Below are 17,078 nucleotides of genomic sequence, written 5' to 3' on the forward strand. Positions count from 1 at the left end.
ATGGACGGCCGGGGCGCATGGCGCGACAACGTGTTCGTCGAGCGGCTGTGGCGCAGCATCAAATACGAAGAGGTCTATCTGCGCGCCTACGATACTGTCCCCGACGCCCGCGCCTCGATCGGCCGATACCTCGTCTTTTACAATGGCCGGCGTCCCCACTCGAGCCTTGACGGCGGCACCCCGGATGAAGCTTACTTCAACCCGCTGCCGTTCCGCGCGGCAGCCTAACTCTGGCACAAGCTCCATTTATCGACGCGGAATTGCCGTTCAGACAACCGCAGCCAGCTCAATCCTCGGCGGCATGGATTGTCGCCGCAGCAGCTTTTTGGCTGGCGTCAGTTGCGCAAAGCCGCCGGCGGCCATTCGGAGGCGGACGAAGTACTCAAGTCACGAATTTTGAGTCAGATGGGATATTCGGCCTGTTGCTGAGCCCCGTTAACAGGGTGCTGCGCTTCAGGTTGATGATAAACGTGGTCTGTGTCCAGCAGCCACAAACATCGGACGGAGAACCGCAGTATGAGACGTTACGCCGGATTGGACGTGTCGGTCAAAGAGACGTCCCTATGCATTGCCGACGAAACAGGCCGCATCTGCCGGGAAGTGAAAGTGGAGAGCCACCCGGAAGATCTTCTTGCTGTACTCAACGATCCGACTTGGCGGTTTGACCGGATCGGACTCAAGGCCGGGCCGCTGTCACAATGGCTGTTCAGCGGCCTGGCGGAAGCTGGCCTGCCGGCAATCTGCATCGAGACACGGCACGATCCCCGGTGTTGGCCCCGTCACGTCGTTGGCCTTTATCAGCACGATCGACGTTCCCGCTCGCTTCAAGAGTTCGAAAGCCATCGGGCCCTCCCTCGGATTGACGGCAGTCCTCAACCAGTCCGGTGAAAGCCACCGCATCGGTCGGATCTCGCTGTGCGGCGATCAAGCCATGCGAGCGCTACTCTGTGAGGCCGCGCAGGTCATGCTGACGCGGGTCCAGAAATGGTCCTGGCTTAAGGCGTGGGCCATGCAGATCGCCGAACGACGCGGGCAGCAAAAGGCGATCGTCGCTCTGACACGGCGGCTCGCCGTCATCATGCACCGCATTTGGAGCGATGGAACGGAATTCCGCTGGACACGAAAGGTCTCGATCGCGGGACAATAACCGTAATTGCACGGGCCGCGAATTGCATCAATTTTTAACGTCCGTGGGTTCCATTAGCCGGGTTCCGCGTCGGGATAACGCTGGACTGGTCACACGGAAAAGGTTGCGATGCGCTTTCTGAATCATCTGAAGATTGTCTCGAAAGTCGGCCTGATCGTCACCGTTCTCGGCTGTGCATTGCTGGGGGTTGCAACCTTCAGCGCCGTCCAGCTCTCCTCGATCGTCGGCAATTTCGCAGAGTTGTCGGCTGCTCAATCGGCTATGCTTAACTTAGCCGGAGACCAGCGCCGGATGGAGACGTATCGGGGGGCACTCTACGCGACGCTGACGGAGACGACTGAGGAAGGCCACGCAAGGCGCGTCAAGTCTGCGAAGGAGAACCGCGACAGGATCGCCGACTTCCTTGAGACCGCGATTAAGAAGGATGCCGCCCGCGCCGGCGAAATTCGTGCGATCGGCGACAAGATGAAGGCGGTCTTCGCCGCGTGCGATCCAGTCCTCGGGGCTGGGGCCTGGGCAAGCACGCCGGAAGAGAATGCCAAAGTTGCCAATCGCGCGCACAAGGAATGCGATCCTGTGCTGGACGTCGCGCTCGCCGACATCGCGAAATTCGCCGCCCAGATTGCTGACCTCGTCACCAAACGCAAAGAGGAAATCGACGTTCAGGCCCATGCGTCGATTTCCACCGTGATCGGTGTCAGCGCGGCCGGCCTACTCCTCGGTGTCGCGATCGCGCTCTTCATCGGACTCAAGGCGATGTCGCAGCCGATCGGGCGGCTCAAGCTCGCGATGGAGGGATTGGCTCGGAACGACCTTTCGACCGATGTCCCCGAGAAGGATCGCCGCGACGAGATCGGCTGGATGGCGAAGGCGGTCGAGATCTTCAAAACCAATGCCCTAGAGGTCGAGCGGCTCAAGAAGGCCCAGGAGAGCGCCGAGCAGCAGGCCGCCGCGCAGCGCCGCCGTGACATGGTCAACCTGGCCGACGGATTCGAGCGCACTGTCGGCGAGATCATCGGTACCGTCGGCTCCGCTTCAATCGAGCTCGAAGCGTCCTCCTCGACGCTCGCGACCACGGCGGAGCGCGCGCAGCAACTGACCTCGGTCGTCGTCGTGGCCTCGGATGAAGCTGCCGGCAGCGTCCAGTCAGTCGCCACCGCCACAGAGGAGCTGTCGTCTTCGGTCAACGAGATCAGCCGCCAGGTGCAGGAATCCGCGCGGATGGCGATCGATGCGGTGGGCCAGGCACGTGTGACGACCGAGCGCGTCAGCCAGCTCTCGACCGAGGCGACGCGGATCGGCAACGTCGTCGAGCTGATCAACACGATTGCCGGCCAGACCAATCTGCTTGCGCTGAACGCCACCATCGAGGCGGCGCGCGCGGGCGAGGCAGGCCGCGGCTTTGCGGTCGTCGCCTCCGAGGTCAAATCGCTCGCCGAGCAGACCGCCAAGGCGACCGGCGAGATAAGCCAGCAGATTTCCGGGATCCAGACCGCCACCCTGGATTCGGTCGCAGCGATCCGCGAGATCTCGGCGACCATCGAGCGGCTGTCGGAAGTCTCCTCGACGATTGCCGCGGCGGTGGAAAAGCAGGGTGCCGCCACGCAGGAGATCGCGCGCAACGTTCAGCAGGCCGCCCATGGCACCCAGCGGGTCTCCTCGAACATCGGCGACGTGCAGCGCGGCGCCGCCGAGACCGGCTCGGCCTCCTCGCAGGTGCTCTCGACCGCGAAGATGCTTGCCACCGACAGCAACCGGCTGAAGCTCGAAGTCGGCAAATTCCTGTCGACCGTGCGCGCCCGTTAGCAGCGCTGGAATGCAGGATTCCTGTTTAGCGAACGCCGCCGAATGAGCAGCCTCAGGAGGATGCGGCTCACCACCATCTTCGGAGGAGATTCACTGAGGGTTGCCAGCTAGTTGCCAAATAGTTGGCGAACACGCCGCCTCCTCATTCCGCACCTGCTGCATCCCGGCCGCGACAAAGTTGTGCTCAATTGACACAGGAGACAACAAAGAACGTATGTCCGGAGCAATTTTACGCATTCAGATCAGGACGCGCTTACCGCGATCGTGAACTTGGCAGCAATCGACGTGTGCAAGGGTGGCTACATCGTCAGAGGCCATAAGATGTTGCCAAAACTAAGACTCATCGATCCGAGACTGCCGGATAGGGTCGCTCGTCGTCTTGAGTCGATGCTCTATGCTGCGCCTTTGTCTACGGTCGCGTACGTGCTCGGCCTTATGGTGATGCCGATTGCGCTATGGTTGAGAACAGGCGATCCTGTAATTAGCTCATTGAGTATAGCTATACTTTTGTTGATCATGCTCCGCGTTGGATTCGTCAAGCTGTGTAGGTCGACGCCCGCTTATCTGCCGACGTTGCTCGCGTTTGGCCTGGTCTACTCAGCGTTGCTGGTCGCCCTCGTTGTCCGTGCGTTCTCGCTGGGCGACGACGTTGCTATCGCTCTCGTCGTGATTGCCGCTGCCGGATACTTGTCAGGCGTGACCATCAGAGCAGCCGCGGTACCGGCGTTGGCCATACCACACAACTCCACGCTTTTTGCGCCGCTCATCTTGGTCGCCGCGGTGGCTTGCGATTCCCGTTACTGGGCGGTAGCGATTTTGCTCACCTGTCATTGGATTGGGACGCTGCAGTTAACAAATACAATGCATAATCGAATCCGTTCTCAGTTGCTGGCGGAGGATCGTATGTCACGCGCCGCGTTCACGGACGCGTTAACAGGCCTTGCAAATCGCGCGGCATTCGACGGCGCGCTCGCTGAGCGCGTGGCTTCGGGGCCCGCAACTATCGCGATGATTGATCTTGATTGCTTTAAACCGGTTAACGACACACATGGTCATGATGCCGGAGACGAAGTGCTTAAATCCGTGGCACTCCGAATTGTGGCCACACTTGACAATCGGCACCTTGTGGCTCGACTTGGCGGCGACGAATTCGCCATTCTGTTCCACCCATCATTTGACAGCGCTGATGCGACGTGCGCTGCCGAGGAGGTCGTGCGCGCACTCGAAGCTCCATTCGAAATCGCCAACGCCAACGTCACGATAGGCGCAAGCATCGGCCTGGCTGCCGCCATCGATGGAGATGACCCACGCGCGTTCAAAAGACGCGCGGACGGCTGTCTCTACAACGCTAAACGCGGAGGCCGCGGACGCGTTTGGTCGGACCTTCCTCGTCCAGGCAGCTATGGCCCGCCAGATAAGCTTGGACAGGCCGCGTGACGGCCGGCAGCGGCGCGGCCGGAACCAGGATGGGATCGACCAGGGAATTCCGAGCCAAGCCAGGTATTCGCAAACGCCGAAGCTGCTGCCTTCAACGAAGATGACATAAGCGTCAAGGCTAACCGGCTTCACACGCAAAACGCGGAAGACGGAGATCCCAGCCTGATCGGCAAGCGCACGCCCCGGCTCCATCCCCAGCACCAGCCCTCCTGCACAAGATAGTTCGCGACGGTGCGGCCATCGGGCATCGGTGCGCGCAATAGGCAGCCTAGCCACTCGGCCGCGGAAAGCTCTCCCCCTAAGGGTAGAATGGCCTGGAGTGGCGGGGGTCGGGTCTCGCCGACGAGTTGCAGCGCGCCGTCCCTCACTGACGCCTTTGCGTGGTTCACGATGAACGAGGCCAACTAACGCTCGTTCCTGATACGATATGGAAATGGTCGCGAAGAAGATCATCAAAATCGTGCAAAACTGGTATCAGAGACTCCGCACAGATTTCGGCTCTGGTGATCGAGGAACTCGAAATCCGGTAAGGCTGTCCGTCCTCCATCGATACCGCGTCTGCACAGAAGGTGGACCGCATCCGATCACGGTCATGGGCGGCGGGCACGCGCCTTATCCAATCCGCACAGTTCGATCTTGAGCGCTTGGTCCAGGTAGCCGAGGGAGACCAGCGCATTGTGAGCGTAGGCCCCTGACACCGGGCGAGCCACGTATTGGTCGGGGAGTGGCTGCGCGGCTGTCGCTATCGAGACAATGTCAGCAACTTGACGCCGCACGCCGGCACGAAGTGCTTGCAGAGCCTGCGAATTCACTTCGGCGCGCGACTTGCTCTCTTTGCGGCATCATCACCAATCGCGGTACGATGGTCTTTGGGACGGACTCGGCGCGCGTCGCTAGTAGCTATCTGGTCCACTCCGACGTTTTGCTGCGGCAATAACTTAAGGGCGCTCGGTCGTGAACCGAGAAAATACGACGTGTTGGATGCGATCTGGACTTCTTCTTTTGGGAGCCACGACAATTGCGCTCGTCGCAAGCAGTGCAGCCAAGGCGGCGGACTTGCGCCAAAAGTGAGCCTGCCACTGCCGGTGGTGTGGAACTGGTCCGGAGGACGGGCACGTCGGCGGCGGCCACGGCCGCACCTCCTTTATACGGTCCGTCGATCTATGGCGATGTCGTCGATACCCCAGTTTTCCTCGCCGATGGCCAGATCGCCTACAACTGGCAGAAGAACGGTTGGGCGTCTGGTGTCGAACTGGATGCCAGCGGTGCCGCCTCCGACGGCACCAATACCTGCCTCGCTGCCTGCGGCTCGGTCGTGAGCGCAAACTGCAAGGCAGGCCCCAAAGGCCTTCCAAGAAAGCCATTCGACGATTGCTCAAACAGATCCATGACCGCACGACACGTCAGTGGTACCCGGACACACCGGAGAACACTGTGGCTGTCATCAACCGCATCCTACGCGGTTGGTGCGGCTACTTCGACCAAGGCCCAGTGGTGGAAACTTACAACCTCATTCGGCAATACGTCGATCGTCGTCTACGACATTGGTTGGTTCAGCGCACTGGGGCGCGTGGGCGAGGCTTCAGGCGTTACTCGCAGGAGTACCTGCACGAAACGCTTGGCCTCTATCGCCTCCCCAGAGCGCGCGCCGACATGCCGAGAGCGAAGGCTTGACGGATCGAGAGAAAGCCGGGTGCGGGAAATCCGCATGCCAGGTTTGACGAGCGGCGACTGGAAACGGAGCCATGGTCCGAAATGAGGCACCGGCACTCAGCGAAAGCTGCCGGCCAACGGCAACTCCTCGGAACCTGTAGACACCGCGCCAGTCGTCGACTCTACCCATCTCGTGCGCCCGTCATCAAGTCAGAGCGTCAGGCCGTCCCAATGACGCAGCGCATAACGCAAGGCCTTCGCCGTGTTGCTCTTCTGTGAAAGGTAATCAAGCTTTGAACCGCCCCGGGTTTGCCGGAGTACACATCCTTGAGCGAAACCGCTCATTGACCCTTGTAGCGCGTGACGAAGTATTGGAACACCGGTCATCGGCATAACCTCTGGTGAACACCGCAAGCTCGGATCATCCATGGTAGAAGTTAGCGGGCACGTGGCTCGACGCTTGTGATCCGAGAGAAGAAACGCCCATCCCTACCACGCGCCGCTGAGTTCAACGCTGCCAGCCTCCACGGCGGAAGAAGCTGACCGTAAGGTACATCGATCAGAAAAAGCCTTGGCACAACTACCAGAATTGGCCGTCCCCTCCCCGTCGACCAGTCTCTGAGCTGATCCGACAGCTTCCAGAGATGGGAGACACTCGAAGGATGAGGGGCTTCAGGTCAATCGCAAGCGCGTGCAGCGGTTGATGCGCAAGATGGGCATCCGCGGCGCGGGGACCAGGCCGAACACGACGAGGCCAGCGTCGGGCCACAGGATCTAACCCTGTTTGTTGCGCAACTTGACGATCGACCGGCCAAAGCAGGCAAGGGCGGCCGACATCACGTACCTGCCCATCGGCCGTGGCTTTCTTTATCTCGTCGCCATCCTCGACTGGGCGAGCCGTGCGGTTCTGGCGTGGCGATTGCCGAACAGGATGGACGTCTCGTTCTGCGTGACGCCTCTGGAACAGGCGCTGGAGGGGTGCGGCACGCGGGAGATTTTCAACACCGACCGAGGCAGCCAGGGCGGATTCAAGCGATCGTTGATGCTGCCCCCGAAGCGATGCATCACCTCGTCCGATTCGATGATTTTTTCGGCTTTACCGACGGCTCAAAATGGCCGCTGTCCCTGGCGGTGGTGCTAATCAGGGACATGACTATGGGGGCCGGGGACAAAGACGAGCCGCCGCCCTGGCTGTTCTCTGATGATCAAGCAGCGATGATCAAGAGCAGCGCGCCCTCTATGACGCGTGGTCTGCCGACCCACCGACAGCTGGGACACCACCGCTGCCCGCGCCAAGTTGAGTGCGAGCTTCCTACCCAGATCGCCGCGCTACCGATAGTTCACGGGCAAGGCAGCTACCTGGGCAATGACAGACGATTCGGGATCCAGCACAATTCACCGGCGGGCCACTGCGACTTCGTCCGCCAAACCACCACGAGGCACGGATCAGAACACACGATCTCCGCCCTTTAGTGCGGACACCTTCTCGCCCAGCTTATCTACAAACCGATAACCCTGAGCGGGCCAGCCAGGGGCGATGACGGCCTCGGACCACGCGCAGGAGCGTTTCCTTACTTACCGGCAACATGAGCCGTTTTGCGAAGACTGCAGGGCAGTCGAACATAGCGAAGCTGGACTGCTGTTGTCACCACCCCGTCCGCCGACGACGGTCACAAAAAGCGGCCGCGCTCCAGCCGCTTGGCATAAAGTGACATGCCCAGTCCTGGCAGGCTCGAAATTTTCGGCCCCCTACAAGATCTGGCAGGGGCTTAGCTTAGCCAGCTCATGTATATAGCGGAACCTCTGTCCTGCATTTTGCCCGGGGAGTCGCGCAGAACGGGGGTCACAGGTGGCGTACAAGAAACTTTGCAATCAAAGCGGGCTGGCACTTTCGCTGTTGCTCATCACGCGCGCTGGCTCCGAGCCGAACCAGTCCGCGCCGGTCGTCGCAGCGGCCCTACCAGTGGGTGGCAAACAGACAATTGAGTAAGGTAAAGCGTAGAATCCCTTCCTGAAGTGAGCTCGTGACTTCCATCATCCTCCGATGGCCCGTTTTCGAACGGATCGCAGATCGTGACGAGTCGGAGCAGCAGCTGGGATACTGTACTGAACACGCACGATACCCTTACCCTTAGCGGAGCGGGTGGCTGAACGTGGTGAGGGCTCGAACACATAACCCGCAACGGCTCGTCCTGGATGGCAAGTCTATGCTGGCGGCATCGGAGCCCCGCCCGAATGAGTGCAGCCGATGGCCGGAAACGGAAATCTTGTGACTTCCACGCCGTTCAGCGTGATCACCTGTGCCGGCGTGTTGGATAACCTAAGGCGGAGGCGAACCATGTCACTTTCGTTGTCCAACAGGACTCCGAGGTGCTTGAGAAGGGCCCCACGAGTTCATGAAAGGACCGCGTGGGATCATCATGGAATGACGGCATAGCATATATGAGTACCAATCTTATGTTGCACGAGCCGCCCAGCGCGCTGCGGCTGATCACACAGACGTATATGAGCCTTCTCATTATTGGCTTCGCCCTGCTGCCCACTCAGTTCATCGCTTACCTCAATTTTCAGCAAGATCCCGCGCTGAAGTTTGAAGATCACCTGTTCCACGAATTCGCCATCGCCATCGCCACCTTGGAGGGACTGTTCGTTACATATGTGACGTGGCGTTGCTATCGGTCTTCAGGCGAGCCTCTGTTGAGGTGGTTAACCCTTGGTTTTCTGGCCTTCGTGCTGATCTATACGCTGCACGGCGCCTTCACCGGCATGGGACAGCACAACATTTGGCTGTTTCTGCTCTATGGGCCAGCGTCGCGCCTGGCGATGTCGATTTTGCTCTTCGTCGGGCTACTCAGCCACAACTTGCCGTCAGACGGGCTTGAGAAGCGCTCGGACACGCGCACATGGCTGACGTGGATTGGCCTGTTCTTTACGATGGACTTAGCTGTCGCACTAGTCGCCTATTCACCTTATGCTGGGCACCCGGTGGTCCGCCTGTCCATGGAGGGCGGCGCATTGCTATTCAGTGCGCTGAACGTCGCGGTCTTGCTCATGCGACGGATTCACTCGCCGCTCATGCTTGTTTTTGGCGTTTCTGTCGCGTGGTTTGCGCTATCGTCGCTCGCATTCATTTTGGCCGCGCCGTGGAATCATATGTGGTGGCTAGCTCACGCGATCTTCGCCGGCGGATTTCTTCTGCTCAGCTATGGCGTCGTCCAGGCTTTCCGAACAACACAATCGTTCGCCACCATCTATAGCCAGGAAGAAATGACCGCCCGCCTGGCCAAGTCGATGGCCGACACTCAAAAGGCACTTCAGCAAGTGCAATTGAGCAATCAACGGCTGGAGCGGCTCGCCGCAACCGATCCACTAACCGGCGCCGGGAATCGGCGCCACTTCATCGAGCATATCGGCGCGGAGATCGCACGGGCCAGGCGGACCGGAGCTCCGTTGTCCCTGCTGTCGCTCGATCTCGACCATTTCAAGGATATAAACGACTCACGTGGTCACAGCGTCGGCGACGAGGTCCTGCGCGTATTCGTGCGAAAGTGTCTGGAGGCAATCCGGCCTTACGACTCTGTCGCGCGCGTGGGCGGTGAAGAATTCATGGTACTGCTACCGGGGGCGACGCTCGACGCGGCTGGCGCGGTCGCCGAGCGCCTTCGATCAGCCATCGAAGGCACTGCATTCGATGTCGGAGCCGAACCATCTGTCAGCGTCACCATCAGTGTTGGAGTGTCGGAGTTCGGGCGCGATGGCGACACGCTCGACGGGTTCTTGAACGTCGCCGACCAGCGACTCTATCGCGCAAAATTTGTAGGCCGCAACCGCGTGGTTGTCGCCTAGGATAACGTTCATCGTGCATTCCGTCTCCTTTGATCTGGCCCTGGACGCCCGTTCTCGCTCTTCTCCGAAGCCAAAGCCGCACCTCTACTGAAACTATTCGGTTATGGTCCGTCCATTGCAACATTTGCACTTAGACCACCGACGTCGTCCGATAAAACTATGTTTAACGGCCGAGCGCCTGCAAACGGGGGGCGCTCGCTGTAGCTGGACAGCAGTTGGGCAAGCGACTGACCTGACGCGGTCCCGCGCCGGCGGGCGATCGCCGAGACGCTCGCGCCAGGCTCCAGTGCCTCCGTCACAACTTGCGCCTTGAAGTCCGACCAGCGTCGGCGAAGCCGCGGTGCCCCCTCAAGGCGGCCCGCGACCGCTTCGATCATATGGAAGGTTCTAGTTGCAGAACTAGGCGCAGACATAGAAGCTCACATCGGCTCACAAACTCACCAGCCTATAGCCGAGCGCTCATCCCCTCCGCCAGACGGGGTCTCTTTGCCGCTTAATGCGTTGTCCGTGAAGAACTTTGGTTTGAGGCCGAGACGGTTTGAACCGCGAGGGTGAGAGCGGAGAGGATTTGGCGCAGCAACAGGCTGAGCCAACGGATGAGGCGTCGGAAGTTGTAGCGGCGGCGCCTTGGCAGCGTCTCCCTGGCAGAACCAGAGATAGTTGCGGCCCATGCGGTGCTCGGCCTTGAGATGGCCGATGACGGGCTCGACGGCGGCCCTGCGGCGCAGTTCGCGCTTGATCTTGGGCGTCACACCCCGCTTCTGCCCGGAGATGAAGATCTTGTGATCGGGTGGCGCATTGTGGCCCTGGCATCCCTTGTCGGCGAGGATGCGCGCGATCGTGTTGCCGACGAGCACCTCCATATCCGGGATCACCGTGGCCAGCGTGTGTCCATCATGGGGGTTGGCAGGCAGCGCCTTCACGTGGGTGACGAACTGGCCGCCCTTGGCGTGACCGATCGTGGTGGCGACGGAGACTTTGACGCCGAACTCGTAAGGCCGATGGGCCGTGCCTTTGCCGATGCACTCGACCTCCGGCGCGTGCAGGGAATAGACCTTCGGCCCGCGCTGATGCTGCTTCTGCTCGCGCACGCGCCGCGCCAACGCGAGCAGTTTTGCGAACGCTGCTTCGAGCCCGCCGTTGCGCTCGATCTTGCGGCCGATGTCTCGGATCACGCGCCCCAGATAGGTCCGGAGCGTCTTGAGCGCCCGGTTGGCGCGTTTGAATTGCTTGGCGTGGGCATAGCGCTGATACTGGATCAGGGCGAACTTGCCAACCCGCGCATAGGATCGACGCAAACTCACGCCGTGGCGCTGCGCGAGCCGACCAGCTTCTCGCGCGCCCGGTTCAGAAGCTTCGCATCGGTGGGGAACGTCACGTTCTTGGGCTGAACCGTGGTGTCGACGATCATCCGCGACAGTTCGGACGGCTTGATCGCTTTGGCCTTCGTGGCGACCGACAGGCTCTCCTGAATCAGTGCTGTCAGCCGCTCCTCGCCCATCCAGTTGCGCCAGCGCGTCAGCGACGAGCGATCGAACACCAGCCGGTGCTGGAAGAACTCCTCGCCGCAGAAGTATTGGTAGTAGGGGGTCTCGACCCACCGCTCGCACAACACCTCGTCGGACAGGTCGTAGGTGTGCTTGAGGATCGCCAGTCCTGCCATTAAGCGCGTCGGCAGCGGCGGCCGGCCGGGATCATCGGTGTAAACCTCGCCGAACCGCTCTTCCAGGAGCCCCAATCCACCGTCCGCCCCAGCGCTACCAGCGAATGCTTCATGTTGATGATCTGATCCAGCCGAGAGCGGAAAAGGTCCTGCTCTCCCGTCTCGCTCCGCTCCCGTGGTCGCATCTCGTCCCTCGCCAACGCAGTCCGAGGCGAGTGAATCACAAATGAAGTTTGCAAGGAGTCGCGCTCCAAAGGTACGCTTTCTGGCAAATCCAGTTACGGCAAAACGCCGTTTCTGGATTCTAAATCAACGGCTTGGAAATTCTTCACGGACGACTGTTTAGTTCGCGCCGCTACCACCTTGAGCGGCCTGTCAACCCGCGACCGGTCTGATCCTTTAGGCCTCGATTTCCTTGAACGCCACTTCGAGTTCATCTCGAAAACCGTAATCCGCAGCATGCCGCTCGCCGCTATTTCTGGACCGTGAGCAGCTTTTTCTGCTTGGTTGCGCATAGGCGTCCAGCTGTCCGAATTCTTCGTTCGGTTCCGATAGTGTTATCCCAAGGCCTTTCCCAAAGGTCGCGAGCCGGCGAGCCTGCGTCGTGGGCGAGGTTAGCTGTCATATTTCACTAAGGACGTTGACTTTGAGCGCACGACAGCGCGCGAACCTCCGGACTTAGGCTGCTATTAATAATCACCCTCTCGATCGTATTACGCCCGTTTCAGACATGTGCTGCAGATGCCGCAGCGGAGCTGCGGAATCAAAAACGTCCCACACCTTGATGCCCATCACGGTCATGCCGTCGTCCTCCGGAATTGTGAGCGGGACCTGCCTTCCAGCCGCCTCATGCGCGGGACCTCCGAGGCGCCTCAGCGCGAGGCGTGCGCACTGCCGATGTCGTACGCAGGGGAACGGAGGAGTTCGGCGCTGAAGCGCTGCGCCAGATCTCGAGAGCCTAGGTTGTTTTTGCGCTGATTGCATCGGGGTATCAAATTGTGGTCCCTCGACTAGTTTTGCGGATATTGAGACCGCGGCATCGCCTTGCGACGCGCAGCTCGCGGTGATGCTTAATCACACCAAAGATCGATTCTGGTCAATTCGCCATGGCGCATTTGTCCAGGCGACCAGATCGGCACCAACCAATCCTGGTAGGTGCTTGCAGGACTCCTCCGCGATACTCCTTGATAGCACCGCGTCGATTACGTGCGACCCCAACCCCGGAGGCCAGTGTGGTCAGTCTCTCTAATCCAAAGCGCCGGCCACGAACTTTGCGGCGTGTGGTAGGGACAGCGCATTCAGGGTCGGTCCATTACGAGAGCGCCCGGTGCCTCGTACGATCTGAATGAAACCAAACCAGACGCGCACGAAAAGCTTGTCAATAAAGCTATCGAGCACGGATAGCCTCCATGGGTTCTGGACCATGAGCACACCTGTCCTTCCGAAGACCACATTGCAAAGTTCGTTTGTCGATCAAACGCAAGCGGTCGCAGCTCTCAACGCAACAAGGGTGGAGACGGGAAAAAAACCTTGGAAAGGCCAGAATGGAAAAATTGGTCGTCGCCCGATACGACGTCGAACCAGGCTTTGACTCCAAAGAGAGCGAGAGCCTTAGCCGATCAGCCCGCAGGTAACGACGGTGAAGTAGTTTGCCGATACGGCGGCGCGCCGAAAGCCATCGTATCGTTCCGTGGCAGTTAGCCACGCAGCCCATGCATAAGAGCCAAACCAGAGCACGAAGGAACAATAATTCCACCCGCGGGCAAGCCCGTATCAGGGAAGTGTGCAAGGGCGGGCGTTCACCGAAAAGGCCGCACGTCCGCAGCGGGAATGTGCATGCGTAACTTGAGCGCACGCTGCCGAATTGACGAAACGCACTCACGGCGATCTGAGACGCGTCGCAGAGCCTCAGTAATACAACGTAGGGGTCTTCGTGTGGTCAAAAAGTAAAAGAGCATGTCCGACAGCAAAAAGCGGGTCTTGAGCGGAAGCCGTCCGCTAATCGCGTTGGTAATTGGGGCGGTGCTCAGCGTTGGTGGGACCGCCTCGGCGCAGTTTTTCAATTTTGCCGGATTTAAGCAGCGGCCGCAGCCCCGACGTGGTGGCGGTTGGTTTGGTAACGACACGTTTAGTCCATTTCAGCAGCCCGCTCCCCAGCCTCACTGGGCTGGGCGCAGGGCCCCGCCGCCTATGCGCGAAGATTTTTCGAGAGCCCCGCCGCCTGAGAAGCGCGACGTGGTGCCCGAACGCTACGTGCTCGTGCTCGGCGACGCGATGGCCGACTGGCTCGCTTACGGCCTTGAGGGCGCTTACGCCGAGCAGCCCGCCATCGGCGTAATCCGGAAAGTGAAAACCATCTCCGGCCTAATTCAGTACGGGCCCAAGGGAGCCCCTGCCGATTGGACGGCAGCTGCAAGGAACATCCTCGCCAACGAAAAACCCGACGTCATCGTGGTGATGCTAGGCCTCAACGATCGTATGGCGATCCGCGAGTTGGCCGCCGAGAAGCCAGCCGACGAGAACGACAAGAGCGCGCGCAGGTCGAACAACAAGCCTGCAGATGCGAAGTCGAAGGAGAATCCAGGCAACACCGCAGCCAAACCGGACGACAAGATCGCCGACAGCGAATTGCCGGCGGACGATGCAGAGAATACTGACGGGCCGCCGGTAGCGCTGGAGAAGAGCACGCGTTGGCCGAATGGCATCTATGAGTTCCGGGACAACCGCTGGGTCGAGCTCTACAGCAAGAAGGTCGACAAGCTAATCGCCGTCGCAAAATCGAAGGGCGTGCCGGTGGTCTGGGTGGGACTGCCCGCGATCTTCGGACAGAAGAGTACCTCGGACATGCTGTTTCTCGACGCGTTCTACCGCGATGCTGCGGTGCGCGCTGGGATCACCTATGTCGATATCTGGGACGGATTTGTGGACGAGGCGGGGGCTTTCCTGCAGAAGGGTCTCGATCTCGAAGGCCAGGTCCGCCAATTGCGTACCTCTGATGGCGTTTATTTCTCCAAGCCCGGCGCGCGCAAACTCGCCCACTATGTCGAGCGCGAGATCAGCCGTCTTCTCGCTGCGCACTCGGGAACGATTGCGCTACCCACCGTGCCCGCGACCCCCGACTCTAAGGTTGCCGCCGGTCGGCCCGCGCCGCGTCCGCTGGCGGGGCCGATCGTGCCGCTGGTCGCCGCCACAATTAACAGCGACCAATTGCTGGGCAGTCTGGAGGCGCCGTCGGCCGCAATCGATACGCTTGCCGCGCGGGTCATGATCAAAGGTGAGCCATTGTCGCCGCCCGCCGGTCGCGCCGACGACTTTACCTGGCCCCGTCGCGAAGTCGAAACGCCAGTGGCATCGGCGTCACCAAATGGCTTGGGCTCTGTCCGCGCAGAGATGACAGCAGCCGGCTGCATCGCTAAAGCCAAAAAAGCATTGCCGCTGAGAAGCATGTCCGCCGGCCTATGCGACGCCGTTTCTGCAGGGCCACAAGAATGATTTCAAAATGCGCATGCTGTGGCCGAGACCTCACCTTTCGACAATTGTTAGCAAGAGCGAACCTTCCTTTGCCGCGCGCCCGAGTAGGTACGGTGGTGGTTAATGGTGCTAAGAACAGAGCTTCAATCGGCGTGCCGGACCGAAAATGGTAAGCCTGCAGGGATGGAGAGCCTCGAGTCAACGACAATAGACGGAAAGCTGACAACGGTGCGCGACCGCCAACATTCTAGGCTAGCTCAATCAGTTGAGATTGCTCGAAGGCAGCCCACGGCCGGGTTGGTGACCTCTGGAACTTCAAATGCGAGGCCGTGTGCTGCAGTTGAGCGGTCGGCCCGACTAGCTCGCACAGCTGGGTGTCCTAGACTGATTGTGCAGCAAGTCGATGCCACGTTTCTCGATTCATCGTGACAGCTCGATGACACAATTTCGACGTTGAGCCACTGGGCCGCAGCGCGAGGCGTACCTTTGATATGGCCATTGGAGCATTAACCGCAGAACTTCTCTGCTGGCACACCCATTGCTAGTTGGGCTCTAGATCCCTGGCGGGGAGAACGCGTTTGCGGCCGCCGGTGGACACGAGCTAAGCGCTGCACTGGTCATCCGGCGTTCGGGGATCCTGTGCAGCTCACCAGGAGGACAATCATCGGTTTCTAACGCAGGCGTTCAACAGGGCAAAAGCCACCTTCGTTCACGGACCCGACGGCATCGGGAGACTGGCCGAGGTTGAGGAAGATGCGCCGCACTTCACGACAGGTACTAGCTAGCCTCTTGCAAGAGAGCTGCCGATGGGCGCAAAGGCACAGCCCACTACGGTTGAATTTTTTGGGAACGGAAGAGTCCCGACAATTCAAGACCTTCCTTCGCTTTGGCTCATAAACTGTCAGAGACTCACCGCGCTCGGCCTTTATTCGCACGCTGTCGCTGGATAACAGTGCGGCAAGCGAATGGCTGGGCGGTCTCGCGCAGGATCGGGGCACCACCATGTGGAGTGCACCCCTATCGTGAGACACGATAACCGGGGACAGGTTGGGTCCGCCGCCCTAGAGCGGCTGGACAGGTTGAGCGATCGGGGCCGCTCTGCGGGGCTGCTGCGCAGCAGCCCCGCAGAGCGGTAAGATTTCTTCGAACTCGGCGGGAGGCCGGTAGGCCGGCGCCGAGTGCAGGCGTTGCCGGTTGTACACCTGCTCGATGAAGTTGCCGATGGTATTTCTGGCATGCTGCGCATCGCGGTAGGTCTGGCCGTTGACCTCCTCCGTTTTGAGGGCCTTCGTGAAGCTCTCCGCCTTGGCATTGTCATAGGGATTGCCGACCCGGCTCATGCTGGCGACAATGTCTCGCTGTTGCAGCAGTTCGGTGTAATCGGCGCAGGCATATTGGGCGGATTCAGGCGGTCGTCGCAACACTCTGGAGTTGGAGGTTGCGATGAGCATTCGAAGGCGGCGATCGGCACGATCAGGACGAACACCATTGCCATCGCCAGGGCGGCCGTCTGCTGCAGGGCGCGATGAACAAAATCGATTCTGGCGGGCGATCGCCAGTGGACTGAGCAGCGAAGAGGCTGCGCTCGAAGCCGGAGTGTCGCAACCTGTCGGAACCAGATGGTTCCGAAAGGCGGGCGGCATGCCACCAGCGATGTTCAGGATCTTCGGTGTAGCGCGGCAATCTGGGTAGGAAGCCCTTCCATCCTGATCGCCGCGCGACACGCGGAGGCGCTTGACGCCTTGCTGTCATGAGCGAAAGTAACTGGTGTTGCGACGATCACCTGAATCCGCCTTGGGCGCCGCGGCCGGAGTGATCAGGCTGCCGGGCATCGGCCGGCGCGCCTCGATCGCCGTCGCGAGGGCTGCGATCGCAAGGCTTGCCTTGAGGTGCGTTTCCAGCGCCCAGCCGATCACGCGCCGGCTGAAGGCATCGATCACCACGGCGAGATAGACGAACCGGAGTGGAGTAAGAAGCGCGAGCGCGCTTCTCCTCCCCGAACCGTACGTGCACCTTTCAGCGCATACGGCTCTCTGTTCAAAGCTTGGCCCATGG

General features: G+C 60.3%; 9 protein-coding genes and 3 pseudogenes. 8 read left to right on the plus strand and 4 right to left on the minus strand.

Features of this window, described 5'->3' with window-relative positions; genetic code table 11:
* The 7 genes and pseudogenes from GGD61_RS39130 to GGD61_RS41375 form a co-directional block, all read left to right on the plus strand.
* Window positions 1-228 (plus strand): integrase core domain-containing protein (locus GGD61_RS39130; RefSeq protein WP_183232416.1); only part of this gene is annotated, 228 nt, incomplete at its 5' end.
* 288 nt (window positions 229-516) lie between these two features.
* A pseudogene (locus tag GGD61_RS39135) lies at window positions 517-1,147 on the plus strand (transposase).
* A gap of 108 nt (window positions 1,148-1,255) precedes the next feature.
* Window positions 1,256-2,953, plus strand: coding sequence for a methyl-accepting chemotaxis protein (locus GGD61_RS39140; protein ID WP_183232417.1), 1,698 nt, complete (start codon window positions 1,256-1,258; stop codon window positions 2,951-2,953).
* A 270-nt stretch (window positions 2,954-3,223) separates the two neighbouring features.
* On the plus strand, window positions 3,224-4,390 hold the full coding sequence (locus tag GGD61_RS39145) for a GGDEF domain-containing protein (protein WP_183232418.1): 1,167 nt from the start codon (window positions 3,224-3,226) through the stop codon (window positions 4,388-4,390).
* A 1,371-nt stretch (window positions 4,391-5,761) separates the two neighbouring features.
* The gene (locus GGD61_RS39150) at window positions 5,762-6,064 is read left to right on the plus strand and encodes a group II intron maturase-specific domain-containing protein (protein ID WP_246786197.1); all 303 of its coding nucleotides are present in this window, start codon (window positions 5,762-5,764) and stop codon (window positions 6,062-6,064) included.
* Window positions 6,065-6,701: 637 nt separating this feature from the next.
* Window positions 6,702-7,064, plus strand: a pseudogene (locus GGD61_RS41090) (DDE-type integrase/transposase/recombinase); the annotation flags it as partial.
* Window positions 7,065-8,485: 1,421 nt separating this feature from the next.
* Window positions 8,486-9,889 carry a GGDEF domain-containing protein gene (locus GGD61_RS41375; protein ID WP_183232420.1) on the plus strand — a complete coding sequence of 468 codons (1,404 nt, stop codon included), beginning with the start codon at window positions 8,486-8,488 and terminating at the stop codon, window positions 9,887-9,889.
* A 101-nt stretch (window positions 9,890-9,990) separates the two neighbouring features.
* On the opposite strand, the gene GGD61_RS41825 is transcribed toward GGD61_RS41375, so the two are convergent.
* Together GGD61_RS41825 and GGD61_RS39175 are read right to left on the minus strand one after the other, a co-directional pair.
* Window positions 9,991-10,302 carry a transposase gene (locus tag GGD61_RS41825; protein ID WP_409362502.1) on the minus strand — a complete coding sequence of 104 codons (312 nt, stop codon included), beginning with the start codon at window positions 10,300-10,302 and terminating at the stop codon, window positions 9,991-9,993.
* Window positions 10,303-10,382: 80 nt separating this feature from the next.
* A pseudogene (locus GGD61_RS39175) lies at window positions 10,383-11,737 on the minus strand (IS5 family transposase).
* A gap of 1,771 nt (window positions 11,738-13,508) precedes the next feature.
* Between GGD61_RS39175 and GGD61_RS39180 the strand changes: the two are divergent.
* Complete coding sequence (locus GGD61_RS39180; protein WP_183232421.1) at window positions 13,509-15,044, plus strand: DUF459 domain-containing protein; 1,536 nt, start codon at window positions 13,509-13,511, stop codon at window positions 15,042-15,044.
* 1,040 nt (window positions 15,045-16,084) lie between these two features.
* Here GGD61_RS39180 and GGD61_RS41555 read toward each other — a convergent pair.
* Complete coding sequence (locus tag GGD61_RS41555; RefSeq protein WP_183232422.1) at window positions 16,085-16,747, minus strand: integrase core domain-containing protein; 663 nt, start codon at window positions 16,745-16,747, stop codon at window positions 16,085-16,087.
* 24 nt (window positions 16,748-16,771) lie between these two features.
* Window positions 16,772-17,078 (minus strand): DDE-type integrase/transposase/recombinase (locus GGD61_RS40285; protein WP_246786198.1); only part of this gene is annotated, 307 nt, incomplete at its 5' end.

Source organism: Bradyrhizobium sp. SBR1B, from assembly GCF_014198205.1.
GTDB lineage: Bacteria > Pseudomonadota > Alphaproteobacteria > Rhizobiales > Xanthobacteraceae > Bradyrhizobium.

Bases quoted from the DNA above. Each gene is read 5' to 3' on its own strand.
- GGD61_RS39140 (WP_183232417.1), top strand. From the start codon at position 1,256: ATGCGCTTTCTGAATCATCTGAAGATTGTCTCGAAAGTCGGCCTGATC.
- GGD61_RS41375 (WP_183232420.1), top strand. From the start codon at position 8,486: ATGAGTACCAATCTTATGTTGCACGAGCCGCCCAGCGCGCTGCGGCTG.
- GGD61_RS41825 (WP_409362502.1), bottom strand. From the start codon at position 10,302: ATGTCTGCGCCTAGTTCTGCAACTAGAACCTTCCATATGATCGAAGCG.
- GGD61_RS39180 (WP_183232421.1), top strand. From the start codon at position 13,509: ATGTCCGACAGCAAAAAGCGGGTCTTGAGCGGAAGCCGTCCGCTAATC.